Origin of the sequence: Bacillus salacetis (assembly GCF_003581585.1) — a bacterium.
Classification (GTDB): Bacteria; Bacillota; Bacilli; order Bacillales; family Bacillaceae_B; genus Rossellomorea; species Rossellomorea salacetis.
The window spans coordinates 55,890-80,422 of the sequence record NZ_QXIR01000007.1 but is presented as its reverse complement, the minus strand read 5'-3'; the positions used below and the strand labels follow the sequence as shown (position 1 = coordinate 80,422).

Annotated in this window: 21 protein-coding genes and 1 other annotated feature; of the genes, 7 read left to right on the top strand and 14 right to left on the bottom strand. The window is 44.4% G+C overall.

What is annotated here, in order from left to right; all coding sequences use genetic code 11:
* Positions 1–82: 82 nt before the first annotated feature.
* Both D3H55_RS07300 and D3H55_RS07295 read left to right on the top strand, forming a co-directional pair.
* Complete coding sequence (locus D3H55_RS07300; protein WP_119546243.1) at positions 83–1,069, top strand: glycoside hydrolase family 43 protein; 987 nt, start codon at positions 83–85, stop codon at positions 1,067–1,069.
* Between the two features lie 184 nt (positions 1,070–1,253).
* Positions 1,254–2,729, top strand: coding sequence for an esterase/lipase family protein (locus tag D3H55_RS07295; protein WP_119546242.1), 1,476 nt, complete (start codon positions 1,254–1,256; stop codon positions 2,727–2,729).
* Positions 2,730–3,017: 288 nt separating this feature from the next.
* On the opposite strand, the gene D3H55_RS07290 is transcribed toward D3H55_RS07295, so the two are convergent.
* A complete protein-coding gene (locus D3H55_RS07290) occupies positions 3,018–3,191 on the bottom strand; it encodes an aspartyl-phosphate phosphatase Spo0E family protein (RefSeq protein ID WP_119546241.1) in 174 nt (57 codons plus the stop codon).
* 147 nt (positions 3,192–3,338) lie between these two features.
* Here D3H55_RS07290 and D3H55_RS07285 point away from each other — a divergent pair, with 147 nt between their 5' ends.
* Positions 3,339–4,232: a LysR family transcriptional regulator gene (locus D3H55_RS07285; RefSeq protein WP_119546240.1), complete on the top strand. Its 894-nt coding sequence runs from the start codon at positions 3,339–3,341 to the stop codon at positions 4,230–4,232.
* Between the two features lie 188 nt (positions 4,233–4,420).
* Here the strand turns inward: D3H55_RS07285 and D3H55_RS07280 are convergent, their stop codons facing one another.
* From D3H55_RS07280 to D3H55_RS07260, 5 genes are all read right to left on the bottom strand, one after another.
* Positions 4,421–5,062, bottom strand: a complete 642-nt coding sequence (locus D3H55_RS07280; RefSeq protein WP_119546239.1) for a uridine kinase family protein — start codon at positions 5,060–5,062, stop codon at positions 4,421–4,423.
* A gap of 487 nt (positions 5,063–5,549) precedes the next feature.
* On the bottom strand, positions 5,550–6,398 hold the full coding sequence (gene dat / locus D3H55_RS07275) for a D-amino-acid transaminase (RefSeq protein WP_119546301.1): 849 nt from the start codon (positions 6,396–6,398) through the stop codon (positions 5,550–5,552).
* Positions 6,399–6,420: 22 nt separating this feature from the next.
* Positions 6,421–7,833 (bottom strand): dipeptidase PepV, encoded by a 1,413-nt coding sequence (gene pepV / locus D3H55_RS07270; protein WP_119546238.1) that lies wholly within the window; start codon positions 7,831–7,833, stop codon positions 6,421–6,423.
* Between the two features lie 177 nt (positions 7,834–8,010).
* On the bottom strand, positions 8,011–9,201 hold the full coding sequence (locus D3H55_RS07265) for an ABC transporter permease (RefSeq protein ID WP_119546237.1): 1,191 nt from the start codon (positions 9,199–9,201) through the stop codon (positions 8,011–8,013).
* A complete protein-coding gene (locus D3H55_RS07260) occupies positions 9,161–9,871 on the bottom strand; it encodes an ABC transporter ATP-binding protein (protein ID WP_119546236.1) in 711 nt (236 codons plus the stop codon). Before D3H55_RS07260 ends, D3H55_RS07265 begins: the two co-directional genes overlap by 41 nt.
* 298 nt (positions 9,872–10,169) lie before the next feature.
* Here D3H55_RS07260 and D3H55_RS07255 point away from each other — a divergent pair, with 298 nt between their 5' ends.
* Positions 10,170–10,391, top strand: a complete 222-nt coding sequence (locus D3H55_RS07255; protein WP_119546235.1) for a DeoR family transcriptional regulator — start codon at positions 10,170–10,172, stop codon at positions 10,389–10,391.
* A gap of 188 nt (positions 10,392–10,579) precedes the next feature.
* On the opposite strand, the gene D3H55_RS07250 is transcribed toward D3H55_RS07255, so the two are convergent.
* Positions 10,580–11,299: a pseudouridine synthase gene (locus D3H55_RS07250; protein ID WP_119546234.1), complete on the bottom strand. Its 720-nt coding sequence runs from the start codon at positions 11,297–11,299 to the stop codon at positions 10,580–10,582.
* A gap of 96 nt (positions 11,300–11,395) precedes the next feature.
* Between D3H55_RS07250 and D3H55_RS07245 the strand changes: the two genes are divergently transcribed.
* Entirely contained in the window at positions 11,396–11,617 is a 222-nt protein-coding gene (locus D3H55_RS07245; RefSeq protein ID WP_119546233.1) for a hypothetical protein, read from the top strand.
* Positions 11,618–11,718: 101 nt separating this feature from the next.
* Here the strand turns inward: D3H55_RS07245 and D3H55_RS07240 are convergent, their stop codons facing one another.
* A complete protein-coding gene (locus D3H55_RS07240; RefSeq protein WP_119546232.1) occupies positions 11,719–13,341 on the bottom strand; it encodes a putative polysaccharide biosynthesis protein in 1,623 nt (540 codons plus the stop codon).
* Between the two features lie 200 nt (positions 13,342–13,541).
* Here D3H55_RS07240 and D3H55_RS07235 point away from each other — a divergent pair, with 200 nt between their 5' ends.
* A complete protein-coding gene (locus tag D3H55_RS07235) occupies positions 13,542–14,771 on the top strand; it encodes a BaiN/RdsA family NAD(P)/FAD-dependent oxidoreductase (protein ID WP_240628511.1) in 1,230 nt (409 codons plus the stop codon).
* Positions 14,772–14,847: 76 nt separating this feature from the next.
* Here the strand turns inward: D3H55_RS07235 and D3H55_RS07230 are convergent, their stop codons facing one another.
* Positions 14,848–15,033 carry a sporulation protein Cse60 gene (locus D3H55_RS07230; protein ID WP_119546230.1) on the bottom strand — a complete coding sequence of 62 codons (186 nt, stop codon included), beginning with the start codon at positions 15,031–15,033 and terminating at the stop codon, positions 14,848–14,850.
* A gap of 670 nt (positions 15,034–15,703) precedes the next feature.
* On the opposite strand from D3H55_RS07230, the gene proS reads away from it, so the two are divergent.
* Positions 15,704–17,134 (top strand): proline--tRNA ligase, encoded by a 1,431-nt coding sequence (proS, locus tag D3H55_RS07225; RefSeq protein WP_119546229.1) that lies wholly within the window; start codon positions 15,704–15,706, stop codon positions 17,132–17,134.
* Between the two features lie 422 nt (positions 17,135–17,556).
* Here the strand turns inward: proS and D3H55_RS07220 are convergent, their stop codons facing one another.
* The 5 genes from D3H55_RS07220 to D3H55_RS07200 all read right to left on the bottom strand — a co-directional run bounded on the left by D3H55_RS07220 (position 17,557) and on the right by D3H55_RS07200 (position 24,427).
* A complete protein-coding gene (locus tag D3H55_RS07220) occupies positions 17,557–17,880 on the bottom strand; it encodes a rhodanese-like domain-containing protein (protein WP_119546228.1) in 324 nt (107 codons plus the stop codon).
* Positions 17,881–17,981: 101 nt separating this feature from the next.
* Positions 17,982–20,396, bottom strand: coding sequence for a leucine--tRNA ligase (leuS, locus tag D3H55_RS07215; protein WP_119546227.1), 2,415 nt, complete (start codon positions 20,394–20,396; stop codon positions 17,982–17,984).
* 87 nt (positions 20,397–20,483) lie between these two features.
* Positions 20,484–20,703 (bottom strand) — a binding site (T-box leader).
* A gap of 126 nt (positions 20,704–20,829) precedes the next feature.
* Positions 20,830–21,468, bottom strand: coding sequence for a hypothetical protein (locus tag D3H55_RS07210; RefSeq protein ID WP_119546226.1), 639 nt, complete (start codon positions 21,466–21,468; stop codon positions 20,830–20,832).
* A gap of 68 nt (positions 21,469–21,536) precedes the next feature.
* Positions 21,537–22,928 carry an alkaline phosphatase gene (locus D3H55_RS07205; protein WP_119546225.1) on the bottom strand — a complete coding sequence of 464 codons (1,392 nt, stop codon included), beginning with the start codon at positions 22,926–22,928 and terminating at the stop codon, positions 21,537–21,539.
* Positions 22,929–23,236: 308 nt separating this feature from the next.
* Positions 23,237–24,427, bottom strand: a complete 1,191-nt coding sequence (locus D3H55_RS07200; protein ID WP_119546224.1) for an MDR family MFS transporter — start codon at positions 24,425–24,427, stop codon at positions 23,237–23,239.
* Positions 24,428–24,533: the final 106 nt, after the last annotated feature.

Here is a 24,533-nt window from a genome sequence, read left to right as displayed (position 1 = left end):
GTTTTTTCGATATACAAAGTCTGGAGACTGGGATATACTACTTTTGTAAGCGGTTAACTTTTTTGAAAAAGGGGAGAGTATAATGGGAACAAGCACTAAACAAAATCAACCTTTAGTCACTCATATTTTCACGGCTGATCCTTCTGCACATGTCTTTGAAGGAAAGCTTTATATCTATCCTTCTCATGACCTTGACCATAACGGACCTTCCAACGATAATGGCGACCAATACGCCATGGAAGATTATCATGTTTTATCTATGGAAGATGAAGATGCACCATGCGTGGACCACGGAGAGGTGCTGCACTTGAAAGATATCCCGTGGGCAAGCAAACAGCTCTGGGCACCAGATGCAGCGTATAAAAACAATACCTATTATCTGTACTTCCCGGCAAGAGATAAAGACGGCATCTTCAGGATCGGTGTCGCAACCAGCTCCAGCCCTGCCGGCCCCTTCACACCGGAAGAGGATTACATACCCGGCAGTTACAGCATTGACCCTGCTGTATTAGTCGAAGACGAGAAGGCTTATGTTTATTTCGGAGGTCTGTGGGGAGGGCAGTTAGAGAAATGGCAGACAGGCACTTTCCTGCCGGATGTTACCGAAGGACCGGATTCAGATTCACCTGCCATCGGGCCAAGAGCAGCAGAACTAAGTGATGATATGCTCACTTTCAAAAGTGAGCCAATCGAAATTTCCATTGTGGACGAAGACGGAAATCCAATTAAGGCCGGTGATGAAGACAGAAGATACTTTGAAGGTCCTTGGGTCCATAAGTATAATGGCTTGTATTATCTATCATATTCAACCGGCACCACCCATAAGATCGTCTATGCCGTAAGCGATGATCCCCAGGGGCCATTCACATTCAAAGGGACGATTTTGAATCCGGTAAGCGGCTGGACTACGCATCATTCCATTGTCGAATTCAAAGACAAGTGGTATTTGTTCTATCATGACTGCTCGTTATCAGGCGGTGTCGATCATAAACGCTCGGTAAAATTCACCGAACTCACTTACAATGACGACGGTACCATCCAAACGATTGATCCTTATGAAGCTAAATAATTCTCTCACAGCCGGCCCTCTCTCAGGCCGGCTTTTCCCTGCTTATAGGATGATTAGCTCATTCTTTGGCAGATGTCCCATGTCCATCTGCTCATTTTCCAAAAAATGCTTCTTAACCCTGCCCCTTTTCCGATAGGATAAATGGGGAGAACTTCCCCTATTTCTGAAGAAATGGAGTGGGAAAATGAAAAGGTTGGGATTGATTTTGCTGCTGCTGTTTTTAATTCTTCCAGTCAGTGCCCATGCAGGGAAAATTGGAGGCAAAGATGATCCGGGCGGTGTGCCGGGCCAATGGTATGCAGGCGATACCCCAGGGTATGTGGATCCTGCTAAACCGGTGCTTGTCTTTGTCCACGGAATCAACAGCTCCTCCAAAACCTGGTGGGAAGATAATAATATGTATCAGACTGCTTATGATAATGGCTACGAAACTGCTTTCATAGATGTTCATCCGGATAAGGATATGCGGGAAAACGGCGACATCATCAGCAACCGGATCCGTGATATTTATAACTATTTCGGAAAGAAAAAGATCGTCATTGTCGCCCATAGTAAAGGGGGGATCGATGCTCAAAATGCATTGGTCAATGGTGCCTATCCATACGTCTCAAACCTTATCACTCTATCAACCCCTCATTACGGCTCTCAGCTTGCCGATCTTGCCTACAGCGGCTGGGCTGGGTGGCTGGCAGCAATATTAGGAAGCAAAAACGAGGCGACATACTCTCTCCAGACAGGCTACATGAATAACTACCGCACACAGATCGACTCCAACAGCAACCGAACAAAAAATCCTGTGTATACATTAGCCGGTTCAAGCTGGGGAAGCTTTGGCTCTTCCCTTTATTGGGGAGGATTATATTTAAGCTCCTACGGTTCCAATGATGGTGCTGTTACAGTAGCAAACTCCCGCCTCCCATACAGCCGTGAGGTGCGCGTCATCAACTGGAACCACACTACGGTCCGGGAAGCCGGAACCTTCCCGTATTTCCGTCCATACTTAACAACATACGCACAGCCATTTTCCAGTATGGCAACACACGAGGCAGCCGCTTCTGTTAAACCGGAGCAAGCCGCCGTCACTGCCCTGCACCGCGGCGGGGAATTCATTAAAGAAGGCAGAGAGTCCTTCCAAGTAGAAGAGAATGCAGCAAAGCTTGACGTGGACTTGCTGAGTGACAAAGTAATGAAAGATATCCAGCTAATCAGTCCATCAGGCACTGTATTCAACAACTTTACCCAATCCACTGATGAGGGGATATTTAAAGGTGGACATCATCACAGCTTCCAGATTGAAAGTCCGGAAGCTGGAAAATGGACATTAATTGCGAAAAAGGATAAAGCTGCATACTTGATGACAGCAGGATTCCATTCTGAACTAAACGACGAAATTGTACTCGAAAACAAAACCCTTGAGTTGAAAAACAAAGGGAACAAAGTTAAAGATTTCCACGTGAACGTGAATATCAACAAAGACGGCAAGCAGAAGCCGCAGCCATCCATATTGATGACCAAACAAGGAAAAGTACCGTTCACTTTCAAAGAAGAAGGCGTTTATACCCTTACTCTCGATGTTAAGGGCACTACAAAAGCAGGGAATAAATTTGAAAGAACGATTATAAAGTCCATTTACGTAGACAAAAACGGGGACATACACTAAGTTGGATTCAATGAGATGAGAGCACGGCCTGGTGATATGCTGGGTCGTGTAATTATTTATGAGTCCTTAACAAATTTTTTCACCAGCATAAGCAAGGGGAAATTGCCTGTATTCACCTGTTTCATACTGTGCCACCTGCCAAAATACACTTGCAGGTATTACATTGTATTTACACAGCTTCAGATGCAAATTGGGAGGGAACTTGTACCTCTTCAAGAATGAATCTTCCGGCTGATAATTCCTGAATTCACAGATACTTTATGGGTTTTGTCATCCTGCTGATGAACTTTAACACTCCCACTGTTCTTTGTTCATTTTTTTTCTTTGTATATGGTTTATAAGAACATCAAGCTCCTGGCTGATTTTGATGGTCGTCTCACTATCCAATCCATGCCGGGCAGCAGCCATAAATAACCTGGCCCTGGTCTCTTCAATTTTTTTATAGATTTGGCACTTTCCCAAGCAAATCTCCTCCAGAGTACAAATAAACAGAATTTGGTATTTATCCTCCTAAAAAATTATAAAACGTGATAGTATTAATGTAAATTTAATGATTTTAAACGTTAATTAAGTTCTGCTTAAATAAACTAAGTGAGGCGTTAGATAACATTGAACTTGGAACAAATTAAGTATGTGCTGGAAGTAAGCAAAGAAGGGTCCATAACGAAGGCAGCTGAGCGTCTTCACCTCTCTCCCTCAGCTTTAAGCCAATCCATTTCCCAATTAGAAAAGGAATTGGGCGTTATTATTTTTTCACGTTCAAGAAAAGGGACTGTCCCGACTTTGGAGGGAAAAAAGATCATCAACAGGGGCAATGAAATCCTCTCCAGCTTCGACAAGATGTATCAAGAACTCTCGATGAATAAAGAAGAAAAACACCTGAAAATCGGCTGTTCGCCTTCCATCACTTATATTGTCTATGATGCATTTTTACTTTTCAACAAGGACCATAGCAATGTAAAAGTAGAGATCATTGAGTTGGACCAAGAAGAAATACTGCAAAAGCTTATCCATGGAGATATCGACCTTGCCTTCTCCCCCTTCAGCGAAGAAGAACTGAACGGCCCCCCAACCAGTGACTTTATTGATTATAAGTTGATCTATACTGGGTACGCCTGTGTTTGTGCAGGACGGGAGTCTTCACTTTACATAAAAGATTTTGTCACACTGGAGGATTTAAAAGGGGAAAAAATGGTGGTATACAGCTCAAAACGCTCCAATGATTTCAATAATCAATACCTGCCCAACGCTTCCCTTCTATTTACAACCAACAATATCGAAGTGCTAAAAAGGGCTCTCTTGGATGGCCATGCTTCTTCACTTGTATATAACTTCACGTTTAAAAACCATCCTGATGTTAAAAAAGGAAGGCTGGCAATCATCCCTTTCATGAATCCGGGTAAAATTCTCAGCTATTTCTGGGTGATCACCAACAAAAATAAAGGGGTGTCATCTGAAGCAGAAGAATTTCAGAAGAGGATCATCAAGCTGCTGAATGAATAGATTCCAGTAGAAAGACTCACCAGATAATGGCTTCAGTTTTTGAAGTCAAACCGAAATCAAAAGGAGTGCCAAACCACACCGGCTTTGACACTCCTTTTTCTTGATTTCTTCAATTAGTGGGCTAAATGCTATTTTCAGCAGAAAAGCTGGTTAGCCAGGCAGTTCAGGGGTGCTCCTGAAGATTTTTTCTAAATCAGCTTTTTTTCTACTGAATACCCCTCATCCGAATTCCTTATCACAATATCAAAGTTCTTGTGATAAGGGTGCATGAATACCTCATATTGGATCCGGCGCTGGTCATGGGATTTCTTTAAATATTCAAGATCCATCCCTCTCTCGGACACGTCCCGGATGCTCCTTCTTGCAAATTCAGTCGCTCCGTCTGTATAGAAATAGATCAGCAGATCATACAATTTCGGATCGGTAAATGCAACGCTCATGCCTTCGATTATATTTATCTCCTTAGCGGATGAAAGGAGAGTGCTCTTTGAATAACTTGTACCTATTGAATAGAGGTCCAGCCCGTCCTTCAGCATCTTGATATCTCGTTCCAGCGTATATACATTATGGGCAGCGGGATGGCAGGCCGTCATTTTATCCTGATGCTGCCTACCCATATATTCATACTGAATCTGAGTATACCTTCGAAGGCTTGATTCAACTATGTATGTATCAGTGTTCAGGCAGTTTAAATTATCAGGGTCCAGCAGTTTGCAAAGGCTTTGGGCGAATGTAGTCTTGCCGGACGCCCCATGTCCCGAAATGCCAATGATAAGCCTTCGATTTCTTTTGTTCATCCAACTGATAATTTCCCATAATTGCTTCTCCATAGCTCTCCCCCTGTTTCGTAAAGACTCTGTTCTTAAGCTTTTCTCTATGTAAATGAACCCCCACCAATGACGCCCCTTCTGGAAAAGAAAGGAGCTCCTTAAATCCAAGGGGGGAAGTTTGTCGTTGGAAGAAAGGATATTAGTGCTGCAAAGAAAAAACCTGCCTCGATGAAGCTCCTAGGGCCTTTTCCTGCCTTTCATTGAATCTGTTGAGATAGTTTGGCATCCTCAAAACTACTTAACCAATTTTGACTGCCCTCATAAAAAATTTGGTGCATTTCCCAGAATGATTTTGCCTGCTTTGTCAAAATTTCGGCGGATTTCCTTCGAAAATAAAGCACCAACAAAAACCAGACACATTCCCTATCGCACTCTGTTAAAAAACAACCTTTCCAATTATTTCAAATCAACAGAGTGATAGCAATAAATAAAGCAAAAGACAAAAAATAAACAGCCCTGAAAATGGCTGTTTATTTCATCAATCAATTCAGCTGCACTGCTGCGCTATTTTTTCCTCAAATCCATCCTGCAGTTTTTTCGTTACCATACCCGGCCCATTCATTTCAAAATCTTTTCCTGCCACTTTTACAATCGGCATCACCTCGGAGGTGGTGCTGGCTAAGAAAATTTCATCAGCGGATAGGAGCTCTTGTACAGTAAACTCTTCTTCTTTGATTTTAATATTTTGCTCATTGCAAATATCCAGGATCACTCTGCGGGTAATTCCGTTAAGAATCAGGTTGGTTGCAGGATGAGTTTTGACGATTCCATCTTTGACGATGAACATGTTCGAGGATGATCCCTCCGTTACCGTGTCCCCTCTGTGAAGAATCGCTTCAAAGCAGTCGGCTTCTGCCGCTTCCTGCTTCGCCATGATATTCCCCAGAAGGTTCAGGCTTTTGATGTCACATCTAAGCCAGCGCATATCTTCAACCAGTTTGGCCTGGACTCCATCCCTGAGTTTGGATTTTGGCCTCTCCACTTCTTTTGTATAGGCCGTGAAAGCCGGCTTTACATCCTTGGCCGGGTAGTGATGCTGCCTGGCAGCCACCCCGCGGGAAAACTGAAGGTAAATCGTCCCCTCATTAATATTGTTTCTTTGGACCAATGAAGCTAGAAGGTTTTTTAATTCTTCGAGTGTATAGCCAAGGCTCATACCGATTTTTTCAGCACTTTCGAAGAGTCTCGCCAAATGTTCGTCTGCTGTAAAAAACTTCCCATTGTAAACACGGATGACTTCGTAAATTCCGTCCCCGAATTGATACCCTCTGTCTTCAATGTCAACTTTTGCATCATTACGTTCAAGGATCTGACCATTTAGAATAACGTGTTCCAATTTCTTCTCTCCCTTTTTGAAACTATTTTTTTGCAAGTTCTGCAATTGCCTGTGCATAAATTGCCGTCGCCTTCAGCAGGTCCTCCACAAACATATGCTCATCTTTCTGGTGGGCCACATCCGCTCTTCCAGGGAATAACGGACCGAATGCCACTCCTGATTCAAGGGATCGGGCATATGTGCCGCCGCCTATACTCAATAGTTCCCCTTTATCACCAGTTTGTTCTTCATAAACCTTCTGGAGGGTCTTCACTAACACATGATCTTTTTCAACATGATGCGGCTGGGAATCTGAGAAGTTTTCAATGGAAAAGCCTTGCTGAGCCGCCAGCTTCTCGAGCTTATCTTTTGCTTCATCCAGTTTGAACGTAACGGGATATCTCATATTCAGCCCAAGTGACCCGCCATCGTGGGGGTGATATCGAAGCTTTCCGACATTAATGGTCAATGGCCCGGTGATGTCATCTTCGTAATTGATGCCCAGGCTTTTCCCTCTGGAATCACCGCAGAAATATTCCTTGATGAAAGTGAAATATTTCTTTGAGGCTGAATCAATTTTTGCCCCGCTTAAGAAGCGAGCAAGGATCAAACCGGCATTTCTGCCGTTATCAGGCTCCATTCCATGTGAAGAAACACCTTCAAGTTCCAGGAAGAGGTCTCCGCTTTCCATATAGTATTTTCCTGTCAGGCTTTGATCTTTTAGATATTGTTCATAGTCCTGGACAAGTGTTGAATGATCTGATGATACCGTAAGCTTTGCTTTTGCAAAGTCAGGAACCATATTATATCGCCTTCCGGATTCAAAGCTGAGGACTGTGTGGCCTGAATCTTCGTTAACAGGGGTTGGGCCTGTCACTAGGTCATAATCAGCAATGCCTTTTTCGGCATAAATGATCGGAAAATCAGCATCCGGTGCAAACCCCATCGTCGGCATCTCTTCCACATTGAAATAATGCTCGACACAGCGCCAGTCGCTTTCTTCATCAGTTCCGATGATCATTCGCACTCGTTTATCAAGCGGAATACCCAGATCCTTGACGATTTTCATCGCATAATAGGCAGCGATGGTCGGGCCTTTATCATCCATGGCGCCCCTTGCGAAAATCTTGCCGTCTTTGATCTCCCCTCCAAATGGATCGACGCTCCAGCCATCCCCTTCCGGCACGACATCCACGTGACAGAGGATTCCAAGGAGTTCTTCTCCCTGTCCGAACTCCAAATGACCTGCAAGATGGCCGACGTTCTTGGCTTGAAAGCCGTCTTTTTCCCCAAGGTTCAATAAATATGTAAGTGCTTCTTTGACTCCCTCTCCAAGCGGAGCTTCTTCTGTCGTATTTTCTTCGTCAAAGATACTTTTGATCTGCAGGAACTTTTGAAGGTCTTCCAATAAATCATCTTTTCTCTTTTCTACTTCTTCCATCCAGTTAATATTCATTCATGAGTCTCCTTTATCTTATTGGTTTGACTTGGTTTCACTACCCTCTATTCTAAACTTTATCTGCCGCCTTGCAAATCCTTGTACAAGTTGTGTGAGTACTGATAAACCTTCCTTTACGTATGCCTGGAACGTTTCCGCTGCTTTGTACCCGGCACTTTTGCCGTGCACCACTGATTAAAAGGCACCAAAAAATTTCATCAGCGAGATGAGGAGCACGAAGAAAAACGGGAGGAATGCAAGTGTTCGGGTTGCTCTCTGTGCATTGATCAATTCGGCTTTGTCACTGTATTTACTCCCAATGGGGTGATTGGCAAACAGCTTATGCCATACCCATTCATTCCAGGCAAGGATGGACAACGCGACCAGACTGGCGGCACTGAGCTTCAGCCATAGGGGCGGGAGGACGACTTGTGCGAAAGAAAGAGTTCCGATTGATTGAAAATAGGTCGCACTATAGGTGAAGTTCCTGATAAGCACTTTAGAAAACATTTCAAGATATCCAAGAAAAGGAGTCCTTTTTCTGAAGATTGTCTGGGATTTCCGGAAAAGCCTTGGCTTGCTTCTCGCGGATGCCGCCGGTTCCTTCTCGACCTGATAAGAAAACATAAAGATCATCGAGATCCACTTTACCTTCAGCATCCCCTCAATTCTCAGATCCCTTTGCATGGATTTTTTACTATAGATTCTTCTGCGGTTCATGACAAAAGAAATGACAACCAATAAGACACAGGCAAGGGCCAGGATAACATTCCGGTTTGAGTCGATCAATCGATAGGCGATTCCCCACAGTTGCAATTGTAAAATTATTCCCAGCAGAAAAAACAGGGCCCTCTTCCAACTTTTTTGTAACCCTGCGAGCATCCCTTTTACGGCGATATGGCTCCATTTCGATGAAATCATGAATAACAGATAAAACAAGAACGATGAGATGCCTGTGTTATAGTGATTCAGCCAAAAAGGAGCCTGCAGCACACCGATGCATGCTGTCTGCAGCAGCGTAATACTATACGTGCTGGTGACACCCCATTTTTTCAACCCTAGAAACAGCTTGTGGTTCTTAAGGAGAAATATCTGATCGGCTCCCGATAAATAGGTCCTGAAGTATCCCGGCAAAATATAGATAAAAGGAATAAGAAAAAAGAGTGCAAATGGAATTTGCTGCGCCAATTCGGGAATCTCCTGCCACCAGGAGCGGTAAATCATAATGCCTATGACTGCTGAAGGGACAATAAGATAAAGCATGATGGTCCAATCTGCTATGGACCTGATTACGTTATATTGAAACAAGAAATTATCCCGGAACCTTTTTAGAAAAAGAGAAAAACTATTCACCGGCATCCCTCTCTTCATCAGGGATGCAATCATAGAGACTGCCTCCTTCAGCGCCGCATTCTTTTAGAACATCACCAAGGCTGCCGGCTGCTATCACTGACCCTTTGTTGATGACGACAAATTCATCGCATATCCTTTGAGCTGTATCCAGGACATGGGTACACATCAAAATCCCTGCTCCTCTGGCCTTCTCCTCTTCCAGTGACTTCAGCATCAGCTTCGTCGCATTCGGGTCCAGCCCGATGAAGGGTTCATCGATGATGAGCAGCTGTGGCTCTGTCAATAAAGCCAGCGCAATCATCCCTTTCTGCTGCATGCCTTTTGAAAAAGTCGATGGAAATTGATGAGCATGCTCAAGCAAACGATATTTTCTTAAGAGTTCCTCTCCTCTCTGGTGATAAACGGCTTGCGGGATATTCTCCACTGTGCCGACAAACTCGATATGTTCCCACAAGGTCAATTCATCATAATAAATCGGCCTTTCCGGAATATAAGAATAGGAAGTGCCTCCAGCAATATCTGATCCTCCTTCCATGCAGGGCAGCAAGCCAAGCATCCCTTTTATCGTTGTACTTTTCCCCGCTCCATTGGAACCAATCATTCCGAGAATCTTTCCTGGCTTTATTGAAAATGAGATTGATTGTATCAAAGGCTTCCCTGTTTCATATCCGCCTTTAGTGATATTCACGTTTAATATGTTCATCGCTATTCCCTCCTCTAGTAAATACGGATTATCGGAAAAAAGGTTCTGATTTTTTTAATTTTTTTCTATCATCCACATATAATAAATGTATAAGGCTGTTAAGAAACGTTTAATTTTTTGTAAATTTGGACATTTTTCTAGAAATCACGGCTGAAGAGGAGTACAATAAAGGTGTTCCGGCATCTATGAAAACCAAATGAAAAGGAGCTGTCTCAAACGGAATATATTCCTTGATGAGTAGAAACTCTTAAGCTTTATGCAGGCTTGCCTTTGGGAAAAAAGATGAGGGAGTGGTTCTTTGAAACCTTCAACAAATCGAATGCTGACTCGAATCAAATCCATCTACATTTATATTAAAAATAATGGCACTGTGACCACACAGGACCTTGTAGATGAGTTCAGTATTACTCCGCGCACCATTCAAAGAGATCTGAATGTTTTGGCTTACAATGACTTGGTAGAGAGTCCTTGCCGGGGCCAGTGGACAACGACGGAAAAGAAGGTTAAAATGACCTCCTAGCTACATAGCTGAAACTGGAAACGTAATTTTTTTGAGTATAAAACTACACAAAAGAGCTGATGCCTAAGCACCAGCTCTTTTTCTGCAGGTCAGCGATTCCATGATCAAATATTTGACAGACACGGACTATCGGACACCCACTGGGCCCCCAAGACTTAAAGTGCAGACGCCAGTACTGGAGAAACTCCTTACTCCTGCTTATAATCCTTCAATTCCTCTACTTCTTCATCCGTCAGCTCGCGGTATTCCCCAAGCTCAAGCGTTTCATCAAGGGGCAGCGGTCCCATTGAAATTCTTTTAAGATAGATGACTCTTTTGCCAACAGATTCGAACATTCTTTTCACCTGGTGGAATTTCCCTTCCGTGATCGTCAAGTTGATTTCCGAACGCATGCCTGAAGAAATGATTTCAAGTTCCCCCGGTTTCGTTTCATAGCCGTCATCCAAAGTAACACCTTCAGCAAATGCCTTCACATCTTCTTCAGTCACCTCTCCATCTATTATAGAAAAGTAGGTTTTCGGTACGTGTTTCTTGGGTGAGAGGAGCTGATGGGAAAGCTGTCCATCATTCGTGATCAGCAATAATCCCTCTGTCTCCTTATCAAGCCTTCCAACAGGAAATGGATTGAAGATCTGGTCTTCCATCTCAAGGAGGTCGATGACAGTTTCCCCTTCTGTATCCTCGGTAGCAGAAAGGACTCCCGGCGGTTTATTCATCATCAGGTAAACAAATTCTTTATAGGTAACCTCTTCCCCATGGACGATGACCGTGTCTTTTTCAGGATCGACCTGGAACTTGGGATCTTTGACCGTTTCCCCATTTACCACGGTTCCTCCGCCTTTTAAATGCTTTTTGACTTCTTTTCTGCTTCCAAATCCCATATTGGACAGCAATTTATCAATTCTCATCCTTTTCACTTCCCATCATTTAGGTGTTGGCCTATACCTTTCTAAAGTGAGGTGCATAGGCTGTAGCGAGTATATTAAACTGCGAGGTGTGCACATATGTATCATAGACAGCAAGGACAGGGCGGATATTTCTTTCCACAGCCGCAGTTCCCCCAAGTGCCGGGCTACGGCGAGAGTTTTGGCGGCGGATACGGCGGCGGTTATGGTTCTTATGATAACAGATTGGAGCGTGCAGAAAGACAGATTCAGCGGCTTGACCGCAGGGTGGACCGTCTGGAGCGCCAGGTTGACAGGATCCAAAGACAACTCGGTTATTAGCCTGTCAACATTCACATAAAAAAAGGAAGAGGTGACTTTGCGATAAAGTTCACCTCTTTATATTGTATCGTTACTGTGGATTTCTATAAAAGGAATTACTACTACTGCCCCAGCTTTAATTTCCTTCTGACTTTGGCAGCGCGCTCTCCGAACAATCTGTCCGCAAGCCTTGACCTGAAGCTCAAGTAGAAGTAAATACCGGCCCCGGCCAGACCGCAGACCGCCACAAGGAGAATGGCCTGCATCTTAGCAGAAGGATCAAGGAATTGGGACAGTATTCCATATAAGATAACGACCACAGCTGCCATAACCAGATTAAACATTACAATGAGCAGGGTTCTTCTGAAAACTGTTTTGTATTGATAGTTGCCGTAAATTCTTATAACAATGAGATTGATGACTGTTGCAGCAAGGTATCCCAGTGTTGTAGCGAGGATCGCACCTTGTGTTTCCATCAATTTGATTAATGGGATATTCAATGCCAATTTTACCAGCAATCCGACAAGCAGGCTGAGAATCGTATACTTCTGCTTATCGATCCCCTGCAGGATCGCTGCGGTGACGGCAAACAGCGCGAATAAAATCGCGACAGGCGCATACGTCCTTAATACCTCTGTCCCCAGGTCGCTGTGGCTGTAGAATAATGTGTAGGTCGGCTCAGCGAGTAAAGAGATTCCCAGAGCAGCCGGAATGGTCAGGAACAGCAGGATTTGGAATGTCTGGTCAAGCTGGCGGTTCATCTTCCCATATTCGTTCTGTGTAAAAGCTGATGTGATTAATGGGAGCAGGGACATCGAAAAGGCAGTCGCCAGGGAGACTGGTATGATGACAAGCTTATGTGCAGCAAAGTTCAGCACACCAAATGCCGTGTCCGCAACATCAGCATTTCCGATTGCTGCCATTGCCCTGTTGAATGTAACCTGATCCACAAGCTGAAACAGCGGATTCGCAATCCCTACAAATATAAAAGGAATCGAATAGGCGATGATCTCTTTATAGATTTCCACCAATGAGATATCAATGGTTCCTTTGTCCTCTTCAAGCATCTTATCGAAATGAGGCTTTCTTTTGAACCAGTACCAAATCAGGGAGGCAAGGCTGGCCGCCCCTCCGACAAATGCTCCGAAAGTTGCTACACTGATTGCAGTCGTCATTTCGCCTTTGATGACATACAGGACGACATACACCCCGACGAGCAGGAAGACGATCCTGACGATCTGCTCGATGACCTGAGATACAGCCGTCGGACCCATCGAATTATGGCCTTGAAAGAATCCCCTGATCAAACTCATGAACGGGATGATGATCAAGGCGAAGCTGACAGCCCTGATGACCGTCGTAACCTGCGCAACGGTTATAACCTGCTCATTACTTGGGATGGTGATTTTCGCAAAGAATGGTGCAAATGCATACATAATCAGAAATGAAACGATGCCGGTAAGGGTCATCAACACCAGGCCGGATTTAAAGAGTTTCCTTCCGACGCTGTATTCCTGGAGAGAATTATATTTCGAAATGAACTTTGACACCGCGAGCGGAACTCCTGCCGTCGCAATCGTCAAAAATATCGTATAAGGGACATATCCGTAAGAGTACAAGGAAGTCGGTTCCACTTCATTGCCAAGTAAAGCGTAAAACGGTATAACAAAAAAAAGACCGAGAAACTTTGAAATGAATACGCCGAGCGTTAAAATAAACGTACCTCTAATTAAAGTCGATGACATAAAAATTCCCTTCCGAAACTTCTAATTTCACACTATAGGTAGTTTACTATTCAGTCATCTGAAAAACAACTAGAAAGCTATCGGGGAATAGTTTGTAATCTATGGCAAATAGCATTAAAATTAGCGTGACTGCGTGAAAGTTGGTGGAACTATTGAAAAAATATGATGTAATTGTAATCGGAGGCGGGCCATCAGGACTGATGGCCTCCATCGCTGCTGGAGAAAACGGCGGGAAAGTCCTCCTGATTGATAAAGGAAACAAACTGGGAAGAAAGCTGGCGATTTCAGGCGGCGGGCGCTGTAATGTCACGAACAGGCTGCCAATTGATGAAATCATCAAACACATCCCCGGGAATGGGCGCTTCCTCTACAGCGCCTTCTCGGAGTTCAACAATGAAGATATCATTGCCTTTTTTGAAAAACTTGGGATTGAACTCAAGGAAGAAGATCACGGCAGGATGTTCCCTGTTTCGAACAAGGCACAATCCGTCGTCGATGCCCTTCTGAATCGTATGGATGAGTTGGGAGTGGATATCAGGAAGAATTCACCGGTCAAAAAAGTGAATTATGAGAACGGGCGGACTGCGGGTGTGACATTGGAAACCGGCGAAACATTCTCAGCGGGATCTGTCATCATTGCGGTGGGCGGAAAATCCGTTCCCCATACCGGTTCGACAGGGGATGGGTATGCATGGGCTCAAGAAGCCGGTCATACAATCACCGATTTATTTCCTACTGAAGTTCCTTTAACATCTGATGAGCCCTTCATCAAAGAACGGGAACTGCAGGGATTATCTCTCCGCGGGGTTGAACTGAGTGTATTGAATCCAAAAGGGAAGTCACTGATCACCCACAGGATGGACATGATTTTTACCCATCTCGGAATTTCCGGTCCTGCCGTGCTGCGGTGCAGCCAGTATGTCGTCAAAGCGATGAAAAAATGGAATCTGACTCATGTTACCATGCATATCGACAGCATCCCGGATAAAAACGAAGAAATGCTGTTCCAGGAATTGAACTCTCTCATCAAAAAGGAAGAAGAGAAAAAGGCCGTCAAAAATATCCTGAAGGGAATTTTGCCTGAACGGTATCTATTATTCCTCCTGGAACGGGCTGAAATCGATCCCGATCAAAAGGGAATCACCCTCTCAGGTGAAAAAATCAGGGACCTTGCGCGTCTTGCCAAAGGGTTCACCTTTACTGTGAACGGTACACTCTCGATTGAAAAAGCATTCGTTACCGGCGGCGGCGTATCGGTCAAGGAAATCCATCCAAAGACAATGGCTTCGAAAAAAATGGACGGGCTGTTCTTCTGCGGAGAAGTCCTCGACATCCACGGTTATACAGGCGGATACAACATTACCTCCGCTCTCGTCACCGGAAGGCTCGCCGGCGCAAACGCCGCCTTAAGTGCACTGGGACAATACTAATAACCAAAAACACTTTAGCGCTTTAAAGCATCCGGGGACAATCCCCGGATGCTTTAAAGCGCTAAAGTGTTACTGTTCATTTTTTATAGACGATCATCGCAGAAAAACAATAGATTTGCTCATCGTCTTCGTCTTCATGCATCGCGGCCACGTGATATTTGATATCAACGATACTGTCTTCCTCCACCGACTTGAGAAAGCTGTTCATATCCTTCTCCAAATCCTTTTCATGCTCATAATCAAACACCTTCACCTGGATCATGCTCATTTCTCCCTTTTTCACATATTCTAGTAACATCCTACCCAGTTTTTCTAATTTTCAGTCATGTTCAGGTGCCTGTTACCAATCCGCATACTTACACCAAACATCGTAAACTAAAAAATATAAATTGACTTTTTCTTCCGGGATAAATATAATACTTAAAAATACCGAAACATTGATGAAGGATCATTAGGATGATCCGGTCACTGACAGAGAGGGAGCTCCATGCTGCAAGGCTCCTATTGGCCTCCATCCGAACCTGCCTTCTAAGTTCTGTAGCGCATACAGCGGTTCAAACCGTTATCATGATACGAGAGTAAAGCTTTGCTTTGAATCAGGGTGGTACCGCCAGTTTTTCTGGTCCCTGACATAGCAGGGCTTTTTTGTTTTTATCATCTTAAATTTAATTTAATTCTTTAGCTTTGCAAGAAGAAAATTTCAAATGTGTTTTTGATTTTCATGCTGTTAGTCCTTTTTCAAATGCATTGATTGGAGAGGAAGGTGTGCGACCTCCTGCGGGATCAGCGGGACAGGTGAAACCAAGGTTACATACCTACTGGAACGTAACCCCGCAGGCGCAGCCGAGGAGGCTAACCGCCCGTCCCGCGGAGTCGTGCACCTGGAGCGGAAATCAACTACTATTTCCACAAGAAAATCGGAGGTGCAAGGAATGGGAAAAGAGTTTGTAAAAAGCATCACTGGCATGGATGAAGATTTCGCCCAGTGGTATACCGATGTCGTAACAAAAGCCGAATTGATCGATTATTCCAGTGTCCGGGGGTCAATGATTATTCGACCGTACGGATACGCCCTTTGGGAAAACATCAAAGATGAGCTGGATAATAGAATCAAAGAAACAGGCCATGAAAATGTCTATATGCCTCTTTTTATCCCTGAAAGCCTGCTGCAAAGGGAAAAAGACCACATTGAAGGCTTTGCCCCTGAAGTAGCCTGGGTCACACACGGAGGTGATGAAGAACTGCAGGAACGCCTTTGTGTCCGTCCGACATCCGAAGTCCTATTCGGCGAGCACTATAAAAACATCATCCATTCTTACCGCGATCTGCCTAAGCTGTATAACCAATGGGCAAATGTAGTGAGATGGGAAAAAACGACGAGGCCATTCCTGCGCACACTTGAATTTCTCTGGCAGGAAGGCCATACCTGCCATGAAACAGATGAAGAGGCACATGAAGAAACCGTGAAAATGCTGGATGTCTATGCGGAACTTTGCGAAAACATCCTTGCCATTCCTGTCATTAAAGGCCAAAAAACAGAAAAAGAAAAATTTGCAGGTGCTAAATATACGTATACTATTGAAAGCCTGATGCATGATGGAAAAGCGCTTCAATCCGGCACATCACATCATTTAGGGGACGGATTTGCCAAAGCATTCGGAATTCAATTCTCTGACAGGGAAGGGAATCTCCAATATGTCCAGCAGACTTCCTGGGGCTTCACAACAAGGATCATCGGTGCCATGATCATGGTCCATGGCGATGATCGAGGGCTCGTCATCCCGCCTAAGGCAGCACCTACACAATTGATGATTGTGCCAATCGCCCAGCACAAAGAAGGTGTACTCGATTTTGCGTATGGTCTAAAGGACCGATTAGCCGGTTCGTTCCGCGTTGGAATCGATGCAAGTGATAAGAAACCGGGCTGGAAGTTCAATGAATATGAAATGAAAGGAATCCCTCTTCGATTGGAAGCCGGCCCTCGTGATATTGAGCAAAATCAGGTGATCATCGCCCGCCGGGATACTGGTGAAAAAGTAACCGTAAGTCTGGATGAGCTGGAAAGCAAAATCGCCAAACTTCTAGATGAAGTACAAAACAACCTGTTTTACAAAGCATTAAAGCACCGAGAAGAAAAAACAAGTGTTGCATTAAATTTTGAAGAGTTTTCTGAAAAGCTGAACACCAACAAAGGATTCATCAAAGCTATGTGGTGCGGTGACCAAACTTGTGAAGATAAAATCAAAGAAGAAACAGGCGCTACATCCCGCTGCATTCCGTTTGAAGAAGAAAAGGTCGCAGCTGAATGTGTGTGCTGCGGCAAAGAAGCGGAACAGCTTATCTATTGGGCGCGGGCTTACTAAAAGGTGAAAGCCAGGATCTACTGTCCTGGCTTTTTTGTTCGATGACACTCCAAGCATGTCGAATATCAGCCTTTCCTTGTCGCTTATCGCCCAATCCTTGTAGAATAACAACCCACATGTATCGTTTATCAGCATTGTCCTGTCGAATATCAACTTTCAGAGAAATTGAGCAGTGGCGCGAGCATCTTTTATCAGCGATTCTACAAATTTATCAGCGATTTCAGCCATTTCATCGGCGATTTTTCAATTTTATCAGCGATTTTGTAGATTTATCGGCGATTATTGATATTTATCGACCGTTCGACAAAGTACGACGATGAGCGATTCTGAAAGGTGGCTTGTCGCCGCTCTCCTGCAGCTTGTCCCCACGTCGCAGTATATAAAATACAAAAAAGCACGCCAAAAGCGTGCTCCAATCAAACTTACAGGCATTGATCCTTAGGCTTTGATTCGCCTTCCCACTCAAGCATGCCGCCTTCCATGTTGACGACCTTGTAGCCGCGGTCGTGAAGGAACTGACCCACTCTTCCGCTGCGGTTGCCGGAACGGCAGATCAGGATGTACTCTTTGTTCTTATCCAGCTTGTCCAATGACTCTGGAATGTCCCCCATCTTGATATGCTTGGCCTGGGGGATCATGCCCTCTTCAACCTCTTCGTCTTCCCGGACATCGACAAGATCGAGCTGCTCGCCATTCTCAAGCTTTTGCTTAAGCTCATCTGTTGTAATTGTTTTATAGTCTGGCATTGATGTAACCACCTTTCAACATTATTTTTTCATTATACCAAAGCTCTATAACAGGGAAAAATAAGATGGCCGGCACCATAAAGGTACCGGCCATTCAAGAATCAGTTTGCAACAATGTTGACAAGTTTTCCTGGAACAGCAATAACTTTTCTAACTGTCTTGCCTTCAATGAATTCCTGTACTTTGGAATCTTCAAGGGCGATTTTTTCAAGTTCATCTCTGCTGATATCGCGTGGAACCGTCAGCTTCGCACGAACCTTACCGTTCACCTGGAAGACGATTTCGATTTCGTTGCTTACCAGTTTGGACTCATCATATTTCGGCCACTCTGCATATGCAAGAGTTCCTTCATGGCCCAGCTTGCTCCAAAGCTCTTCGGCGATATGAGGAGTTACCGGTGCAAGCAGCTTTACGAAACCTTCGATATATTCCTTCGGCAGGACATCTGCTTTGTAAGCGTCATTGATGAATACCATCATCTGCGAGATTCCTGTGTTGAAACGAAGTCCCTCAAAGTCTTCTGTCACTTTTTTCACAGTCTGGTGATACGTCTTTTCCAGATCCTTGTTCGCTTCATCTTTGACTTTCTCGCTGATGCTTCCATTCTCGTCGACAAGAAGTCTCCAGACACGGTCAAGGAAACGGCGGGAACCATCAAGTCCGTTTTCACTCCAAGCAACAGATGCTTCAAGCGGCCCCATGAACATTTCGTACATGCGAAGCGTATCGGCACCGTGAGTTGAGACGATTTCATCCGGATTCACGACATTACCTTTCGACTTACTCATCTTCTCATTATTTTCTCCGAGGATCATACCCTGGTTGAACAATTTCTGGAATGGCTCTTTTGTAGGCACCACACCGATATCATATAGGAACTTGTGCCAGAAACGAGCGTACAGCAAGTGAAGGACCGCATGCTCTGCACCTCCGATGTACATGTCAACAGGAAGCCAGTGATTAAGGTTTTCTTCGCTTGCAAGCGCCTCATCATTGTGAGGGTCGATATAACGAAGGTAGTACCAGCAGCTTCCTGCCCACTGCGGCATTGTGTTCGTTTCGCGGCGTCCTTTCTTGCCTGTTTCCGGGTCTATGACATTTACCCACTCACTGATATTGGCAAGAGGTGATTCACCCGTTCCGGACGGCTTGATTTCAGTCGTTTTCGGCAGAGTCAAAGGCAGTTCTTCAACCGGAACAGTTGTTGTGGTTCCATCCTCCCAATGGATGACAGGGATTGGCTCGCCCCAGTAACGCTGGCGGCTGAACAGCCAGTCTCTTAGACGGTAAGTCGTTTTCTTCTCACCGACACCTTCCTTTTCAAGCCACTCGATGGCTTTTGTGATCGCTTCTTCTTTCCCAAGTCCGTTCAAGAAATCAGAATTTACATGCTCACCGTCACCTGTGTAAGCCTCTTTCTCTACGTCTCCGCCTGCAACAACTTCCTTGATTGGCAGCTCGAACTTTTGAGCGAATTCATAATCACGCTCATCATGCGCAGGTACCGCCATGATGGCTCCAGTTCCGTAGCTCATCAACACATAATCTGCAATCCAGATCGGCATCTTTTCGCCATTGATCGGGTTGATCGCATAAGCACCAGTGAAGACGCCGCTCTTATCTTTAGCCAGGTCTGTACGTTCAAGGTCACTCTTTGCTTTTACCTTATCAATATAAGAAGAAACAGCTTCTTTTTGCTCGCTCGTTGTGATTTTATCTACAAGCGGATGTTCTGGGGCCAGCACCGCATAAGTTGCACCAAATAGGGTATCGGGGCGTGTTGTGAAAGCTGTGAACTTCTTAGCGGTTCCGTCAATCGCGAAATTCACTTCCGCTCCTTCAGAACGGCCGATCCAATTGCGCTGCATGTCTTTGATGCTTTCCGGCCAGTCAACATCTTCTAGATCTTCAAGAAGGCGGTCTGCATAAGCTGTGATTTTCAGCATCCACTGCCTCATCGGACGGCGCTCTACCGGATGTCCGCCGCGTTCACTTTTGCCATCGATGACTTCTTCGTTGGCAAGCACTGTTCCAAGCGCCGGACACCAATTCACCGCTACTTCGTCGACGTAAGCAAGACCTTTTTCATAAAGCTTTGTAAAAATCCACTGAGTCCATTTGTAGTAATGAGGATCAGTCGTATTGACTTCACGGTCCCAGTCATAAGAAAAGCCCAGGGATTTGATCTGGCGGCGGAACGTATTGATATTTTTCTCTGTGAATTCAGCAGGATCATTTCCTGTATCAAGGGCGTACTGCTCTGCTGGGAGCCCGAATGCATCCCATCCCATTGGATGAAGGACGTTATAGCCTTGCGCCCGCTTCATGCGGGATAGAATATCAGTTGCTGTATATCCTTCCGGGTGGCCTACGTGGAGGCCGGCACCAGATGGATACGGAAACATATCCAGTGCATAGAACTTAGGTTTGTCTTTTTCAGTTTCTGTTTTGAATGTTTTGTGTTCTTCCCAATAATGCTGCCACTTTTGTTCAATGTCTTTGTGGTTAAAGCTCATTGTGTTGAACCTCCCTTTTCTTTTGGTTGTCGGGTTTCTATTAATAGCCCAATAAAAAAACTCCCGCCCCAATTATTAATAAATAATAATTGGGACGAGAGGTCTTTGATAATCTCCCGCGGTACCACCCAGATTAGTGTACACGCACTCACTTGATTCCATCCTTAACGCGGAAAACGGCAGGCATTACTTTGGTTCATGCCTGCAACTCAAAGGCGAGTTCATGATGGTTTCCGGTTGACTTGCACCTACCGTCAACTCTCTAAAGCGGATCCTCATCACTACTGCTCCTTATCAACGTTGAAATATTTACAACTATTGTATTCACTATTCTATGCAAAAATATACTGTGTTGCAAGTCTAAATCATTTATTTTTTTCTGCTCCATTCACCTGCCTTGTACATACCTGTCTTTTTGCACCTGGCACCTGGATTATAATTCAATCCTGATCTTCTTAGAGTCCTGGATTTTTTTATGATTTTTATCAAATACATCACTTGTGGTGAGTTCCACCCACTCGAGGTCTTCTGTTTTTTCCAAAATGTATCCAAGGTTTCCTTTTTTACTTTCCCCGCCTCGGATCTCGCCGTTCAATTCCTCTAAGTAGATGTCTTTTTCCCAATCGAGTCTTTCACCGGTATTCGTTTCTATCAAGGCAATCGGAGCAAAATTGACTTTTTCCTTTGAAGTATTTTCAATCTCCACGAAAAACTTTACAAAATCGAATTCCTCTTCATGTGTAAGAACATGAAAGTAATCAATCATGCTGTAATCAGGCATGAGGTGAATCAATTTTGTATCTTGTATTGTTAATCTCACCGGACCCAATTCCTTTATTACTCCTGGTGTTTCACTTTCGATCAGTGTCACTTCACCTTTTTCATCTGAAAATGCATCACCTTTGGTCAGAAGCATTCTGTCATCCGGGATTTGCGGATTAGCAGCATAATCGCTGTCATAACCGCTTGCCGCTTTCACCTCTTTATCTCCAGAAGCTGCAGGGCTGCTGTTGGTTGAACAGCCACAGAGAACGGCACTTGCCACAGCCAAGATCAAAACCAGTTCCTTCATATCACAAACTCCTCCGTAAAATCAGAACTTCCCGTTGCCGTAATCAGCAACGGGAGTATCCCTGCAAATTAGTTATCTTCGATTCTTGTTTTTTTCTTCCCTTTCTCTAACAGGTCAAAGATGATTTTTGCATTATCAGTATTGTCAATTTGTCCTCTGAAACGGTCTGAGTTTGGGCCGAATGCATAGACCGGTACATCTTCACCTGTATGCCCGCCAGTCGTCCATCCAGTGTTGGAGCGGCCATCAAAGATTTTCTCGATTGCATTATCGATTTCGACTGCTTTTTTCCCAGCTGCCGCTTCTTTAATAGAATTGATTTCTTTTGAAGTCAACTCAAGATCGATATACTTCTTAAGTGTTCCCTCCACATCCTCCCCATTTGCAATCTCCGCTGCCATGAAGTCCGGTGTGCGTTTGGCCGCTTTGATCGGATCGCTGGACCAGTTATAAATTCCATTGGCACCAATAGAATATCCGCCCGTTGAGTGGTCAGCAGTTGCGACCACAAGTGTATGCTTGTCCTTCACAGCAAATTCAATCGCTGCCTCAAATGCCCGTTCAAAATCTTCCATTTCACTCATTGCAGAAACAATATCATTGTCATGGCCTGCCCAGTCTATTTGGCTGCCTTCAACCATGAGGAAGAAACCGTCCTTGTCTTTTTTCAAACGCTCGATGGCAGAGGTGGTCATTTCCTCCAATGAAGGGACCTCTTCTCCGCGATCCAGCATTTTTGGCATGCCGCGGTCGGCAAATAGTCCAAGCACCTGCTTGCTCGAATCTTTCAGCATTTCCTTTTTAGTCGTGACATAGCTGAATCCATCATCTTTAAATTCATCAATTAGATTCCGGTCACTCCGGTCAAACAGATCTGTACCTCCGCCTAGAAGAACGTCGACTTTATGCTCGCCTTTCACCAATTCATCGAAATAATCATCAGCGATTGCATTCATATTTTTCCGGCTCTCATCATGGGAACCAAAGGAAGCAGGCGTTGCATGAGTGATTTCTGAAGTTGCGACAAGGCCCGTTGATTTCCCCTGCTCCTTTGCAGCCTCAAGAACTGTTTTGACTTCTGTTCCATCATTATCAACCGCGATTGCATTGTTGTACGTCTTAATCCCGGCAGACATCGCAGTCGCAGCAGATGCAGAATCAGTAATATTCTCCTCCGGATCCTCGGGGTAGGTCATTTGCTGGCCGACGAGATATTGGTCCAGGACAGTGCGGTCCACCAGTTTGGATTCCTTGCTGTCTTTCAAATAGCGGTGTGCTGAAGTGTAAGAAACACCCATACCGTCCCCGATCAGGAAGATGACATTCTTTATTTCTGCATTCTTGGATTTATGCGGTCCTTTTGCTTCTGAAATTCCTGGTGCACCTGTCAAACTTCCAATGGCAACTGTGGACATCACAGCTAAAGGTAGAAGTTTCTTTTTCAATTTTTTGCTGATCATTGTCAATTCCCTCCTAATTGTCAGTACAATCTCATTATAGGAATCTATTATTAAGAACAATTTAAGAAATGACAGTATAAATGTAAGGAATGGAAAAATAAAGAAAAAGGACCATCAAATTTAGAAAGACAGGATGTTTAACAGGAGAATAGTAACAATATTTCACAGACTTGCGTTGCGGCCAATAAGAAAAGGCAGGGGATTAGGAAAAAGAACACAGACCGGAGAAGGTTTGATTCTTTACTTTTTCCATACAATGTAACGAAATAGAAAAGAAGCCATCTTCATCAAGAAGACGGCCTCTCATCTTAAGAGATCATTGATACTGATACAGATTCCTTTTTCCTTAACGATCTGTCATAGACAGCTGTAAATATCATCGCCAACGCGAATAAGCCAATCAGCGATGTGAATAACACAGAGATGCCGAAAACATCCACCATGATACCGCCTAGCAGCGGTCCGATCATCCTGCCTCCGGTTGCCGTACTATTAACGATTCCCTGGTAAAATCCTTCTCTCCCCTTAGGCGCCAGACTGTTGGCAATAGTAGGAACAGCCGGCCAGATCAGCATTTCTCCTATAGTCAAGATGATCATTGCTATCGCAAACATTTGGAAGGCATCAGCGACAGCGGCCACACCAAATGAAATCATGAAGATGACAATCCCAATCTGGATCTGCAGCTTCAGGTTATTCTCAAAGCGGCGGATGATTCTTGACAGCAGCGGCTGCGCTATGACAATCAGCGCTCCATTGATCGTCCACAGGAGGCTGTATTGTTTCAGACTGATGTTGATTTCCTGTGTATAACTCGCAATTGTAGACTGCCATTGTACGTAGCCTATCCAGCATAGGATATATGCGCTGCAAATCAGGATCAAAGCAGTGAACTTCGATTTATTTTTAATAAAGGTTCCTTCTTGGATCAGTGATGTCTGTTTCCCCGTGTTGACGGAGATATTCTTGTAGCCAAAGAATGCGATCAAGAAGAAAATTACGTACATGATCAAGTTTGCCAGAAAAATATATTGAAAGGAATAAGAAGCGACAAGCCCGCCAAGTGCAGCACCTACAGCTACACCGACATTCTGGGCAACGTAAATCGCATTGAAGGATTTCCTTCCGCCTTCCGGCCAGACAGACCCAGCCATGGCATATACAGAAGGAAAAACAATTCCAGAACCAAAACCGACAATCGCCAAGAAGATGACATAATGTGGCCAGCCATGATAAAAGTTCATTCCAACGAGTGCCAGCAGGGTGATGAGGATGCCCGTCAAAATTGACCGATAACCTCCTATTTTATCAAAGAGGCTTCCTCCAAATAGATTTCCAATGACACTTGCCCCGGCATTCAGCATCAAGACCAATCCTGCGACTGATAAAGATTTGCCAAGATGTGAATTAATATAAATGGTGTTCAACGGCCATAAAAACGATGATGCCGTGACATTCACCATCATACCCGCGATTAACAGCCACAATGATTTTGGCATAACGAGCGCTTCCTTTCCCTATGGATATTTCGATTCCCAAAATGATTATAGGGGTTTTCAACTCTTCGCGCAATATCATTTGAAATAGAGAGAGAATTCCAAAAAT

Coding starts and splice junctions, on each gene's coding strand:
- D3H55_RS07300 (WP_119546243.1), top strand. CDS start 83: ATGGGAACAAGCACTAAACAAAATCAACCTTTAGTCACTCATATTTTC.
- D3H55_RS07295 (WP_119546242.1), top strand. CDS start 1,254: ATGAAAAGGTTGGGATTGATTTTGCTGCTGCTGTTTTTAATTCTTCCA.
- D3H55_RS07280 (WP_119546239.1), bottom strand. CDS start 5,062: ATGGAGAAGCAATTATGGGAAATTATCAGTTGGATGAACAAAAGAAAT.
- pepV (WP_119546238.1), bottom strand. CDS start 7,833: ATGAATATTAACTGGATGGAAGAAGTAGAAAAGAGAAAAGATGATTTA.
- D3H55_RS07265 (WP_119546237.1), bottom strand. CDS start 9,201: ATGATTGCATCCCTGATGAAGAGAGGGATGCCGGTGAATAGTTTTTCT.
- D3H55_RS07260 (WP_119546236.1), bottom strand. CDS start 9,871: ATGAACATATTAAACGTGAATATCACTAAAGGCGGATATGAAACAGGG.
- D3H55_RS07250 (WP_119546234.1), bottom strand. CDS start 11,299: ATGAGAATTGATAAATTGCTGTCCAATATGGGATTTGGAAGCAGAAAA.
- D3H55_RS07245 (WP_119546233.1), top strand. CDS start 11,396: ATGTATCATAGACAGCAAGGACAGGGCGGATATTTCTTTCCACAGCCG.
- D3H55_RS07240 (WP_119546232.1), bottom strand. CDS start 13,341: ATGTCATCGACTTTAATTAGAGGTACGTTTATTTTAACGCTCGGCGTA.
- D3H55_RS07235 (WP_240628511.1), top strand. CDS start 13,542: ATGGCCTCCATCGCTGCTGGAGAAAACGGCGGGAAAGTCCTCCTGATT.
- D3H55_RS07230 (WP_119546230.1), bottom strand. CDS start 15,033: ATGATCCAGGTGAAGGTGTTTGATTATGAGCATGAAAAGGATTTGGAG.
- proS (WP_119546229.1), top strand. CDS start 15,704: ATGGGAAAAGAGTTTGTAAAAAGCATCACTGGCATGGATGAAGATTTC.
- D3H55_RS07220 (WP_119546228.1), bottom strand. CDS start 17,880: ATGCCAGACTATAAAACAATTACAACAGATGAGCTTAAGCAAAAGCTT.
- leuS (WP_119546227.1), bottom strand. CDS start 20,396: ATGAGCTTTAACCACAAAGACATTGAACAAAAGTGGCAGCATTATTGG.
- D3H55_RS07210 (WP_119546226.1), bottom strand. CDS start 21,468: ATGAAGGAACTGGTTTTGATCTTGGCTGTGGCAAGTGCCGTTCTCTGT.
- D3H55_RS07205 (WP_119546225.1), bottom strand. CDS start 22,928: ATGATCAGCAAAAAATTGAAAAAGAAACTTCTACCTTTAGCTGTGATG.
- D3H55_RS07200 (WP_119546224.1), bottom strand. CDS start 24,427: ATGCCAAAATCATTGTGGCTGTTAATCGCGGGTATGATGGTGAATGTC.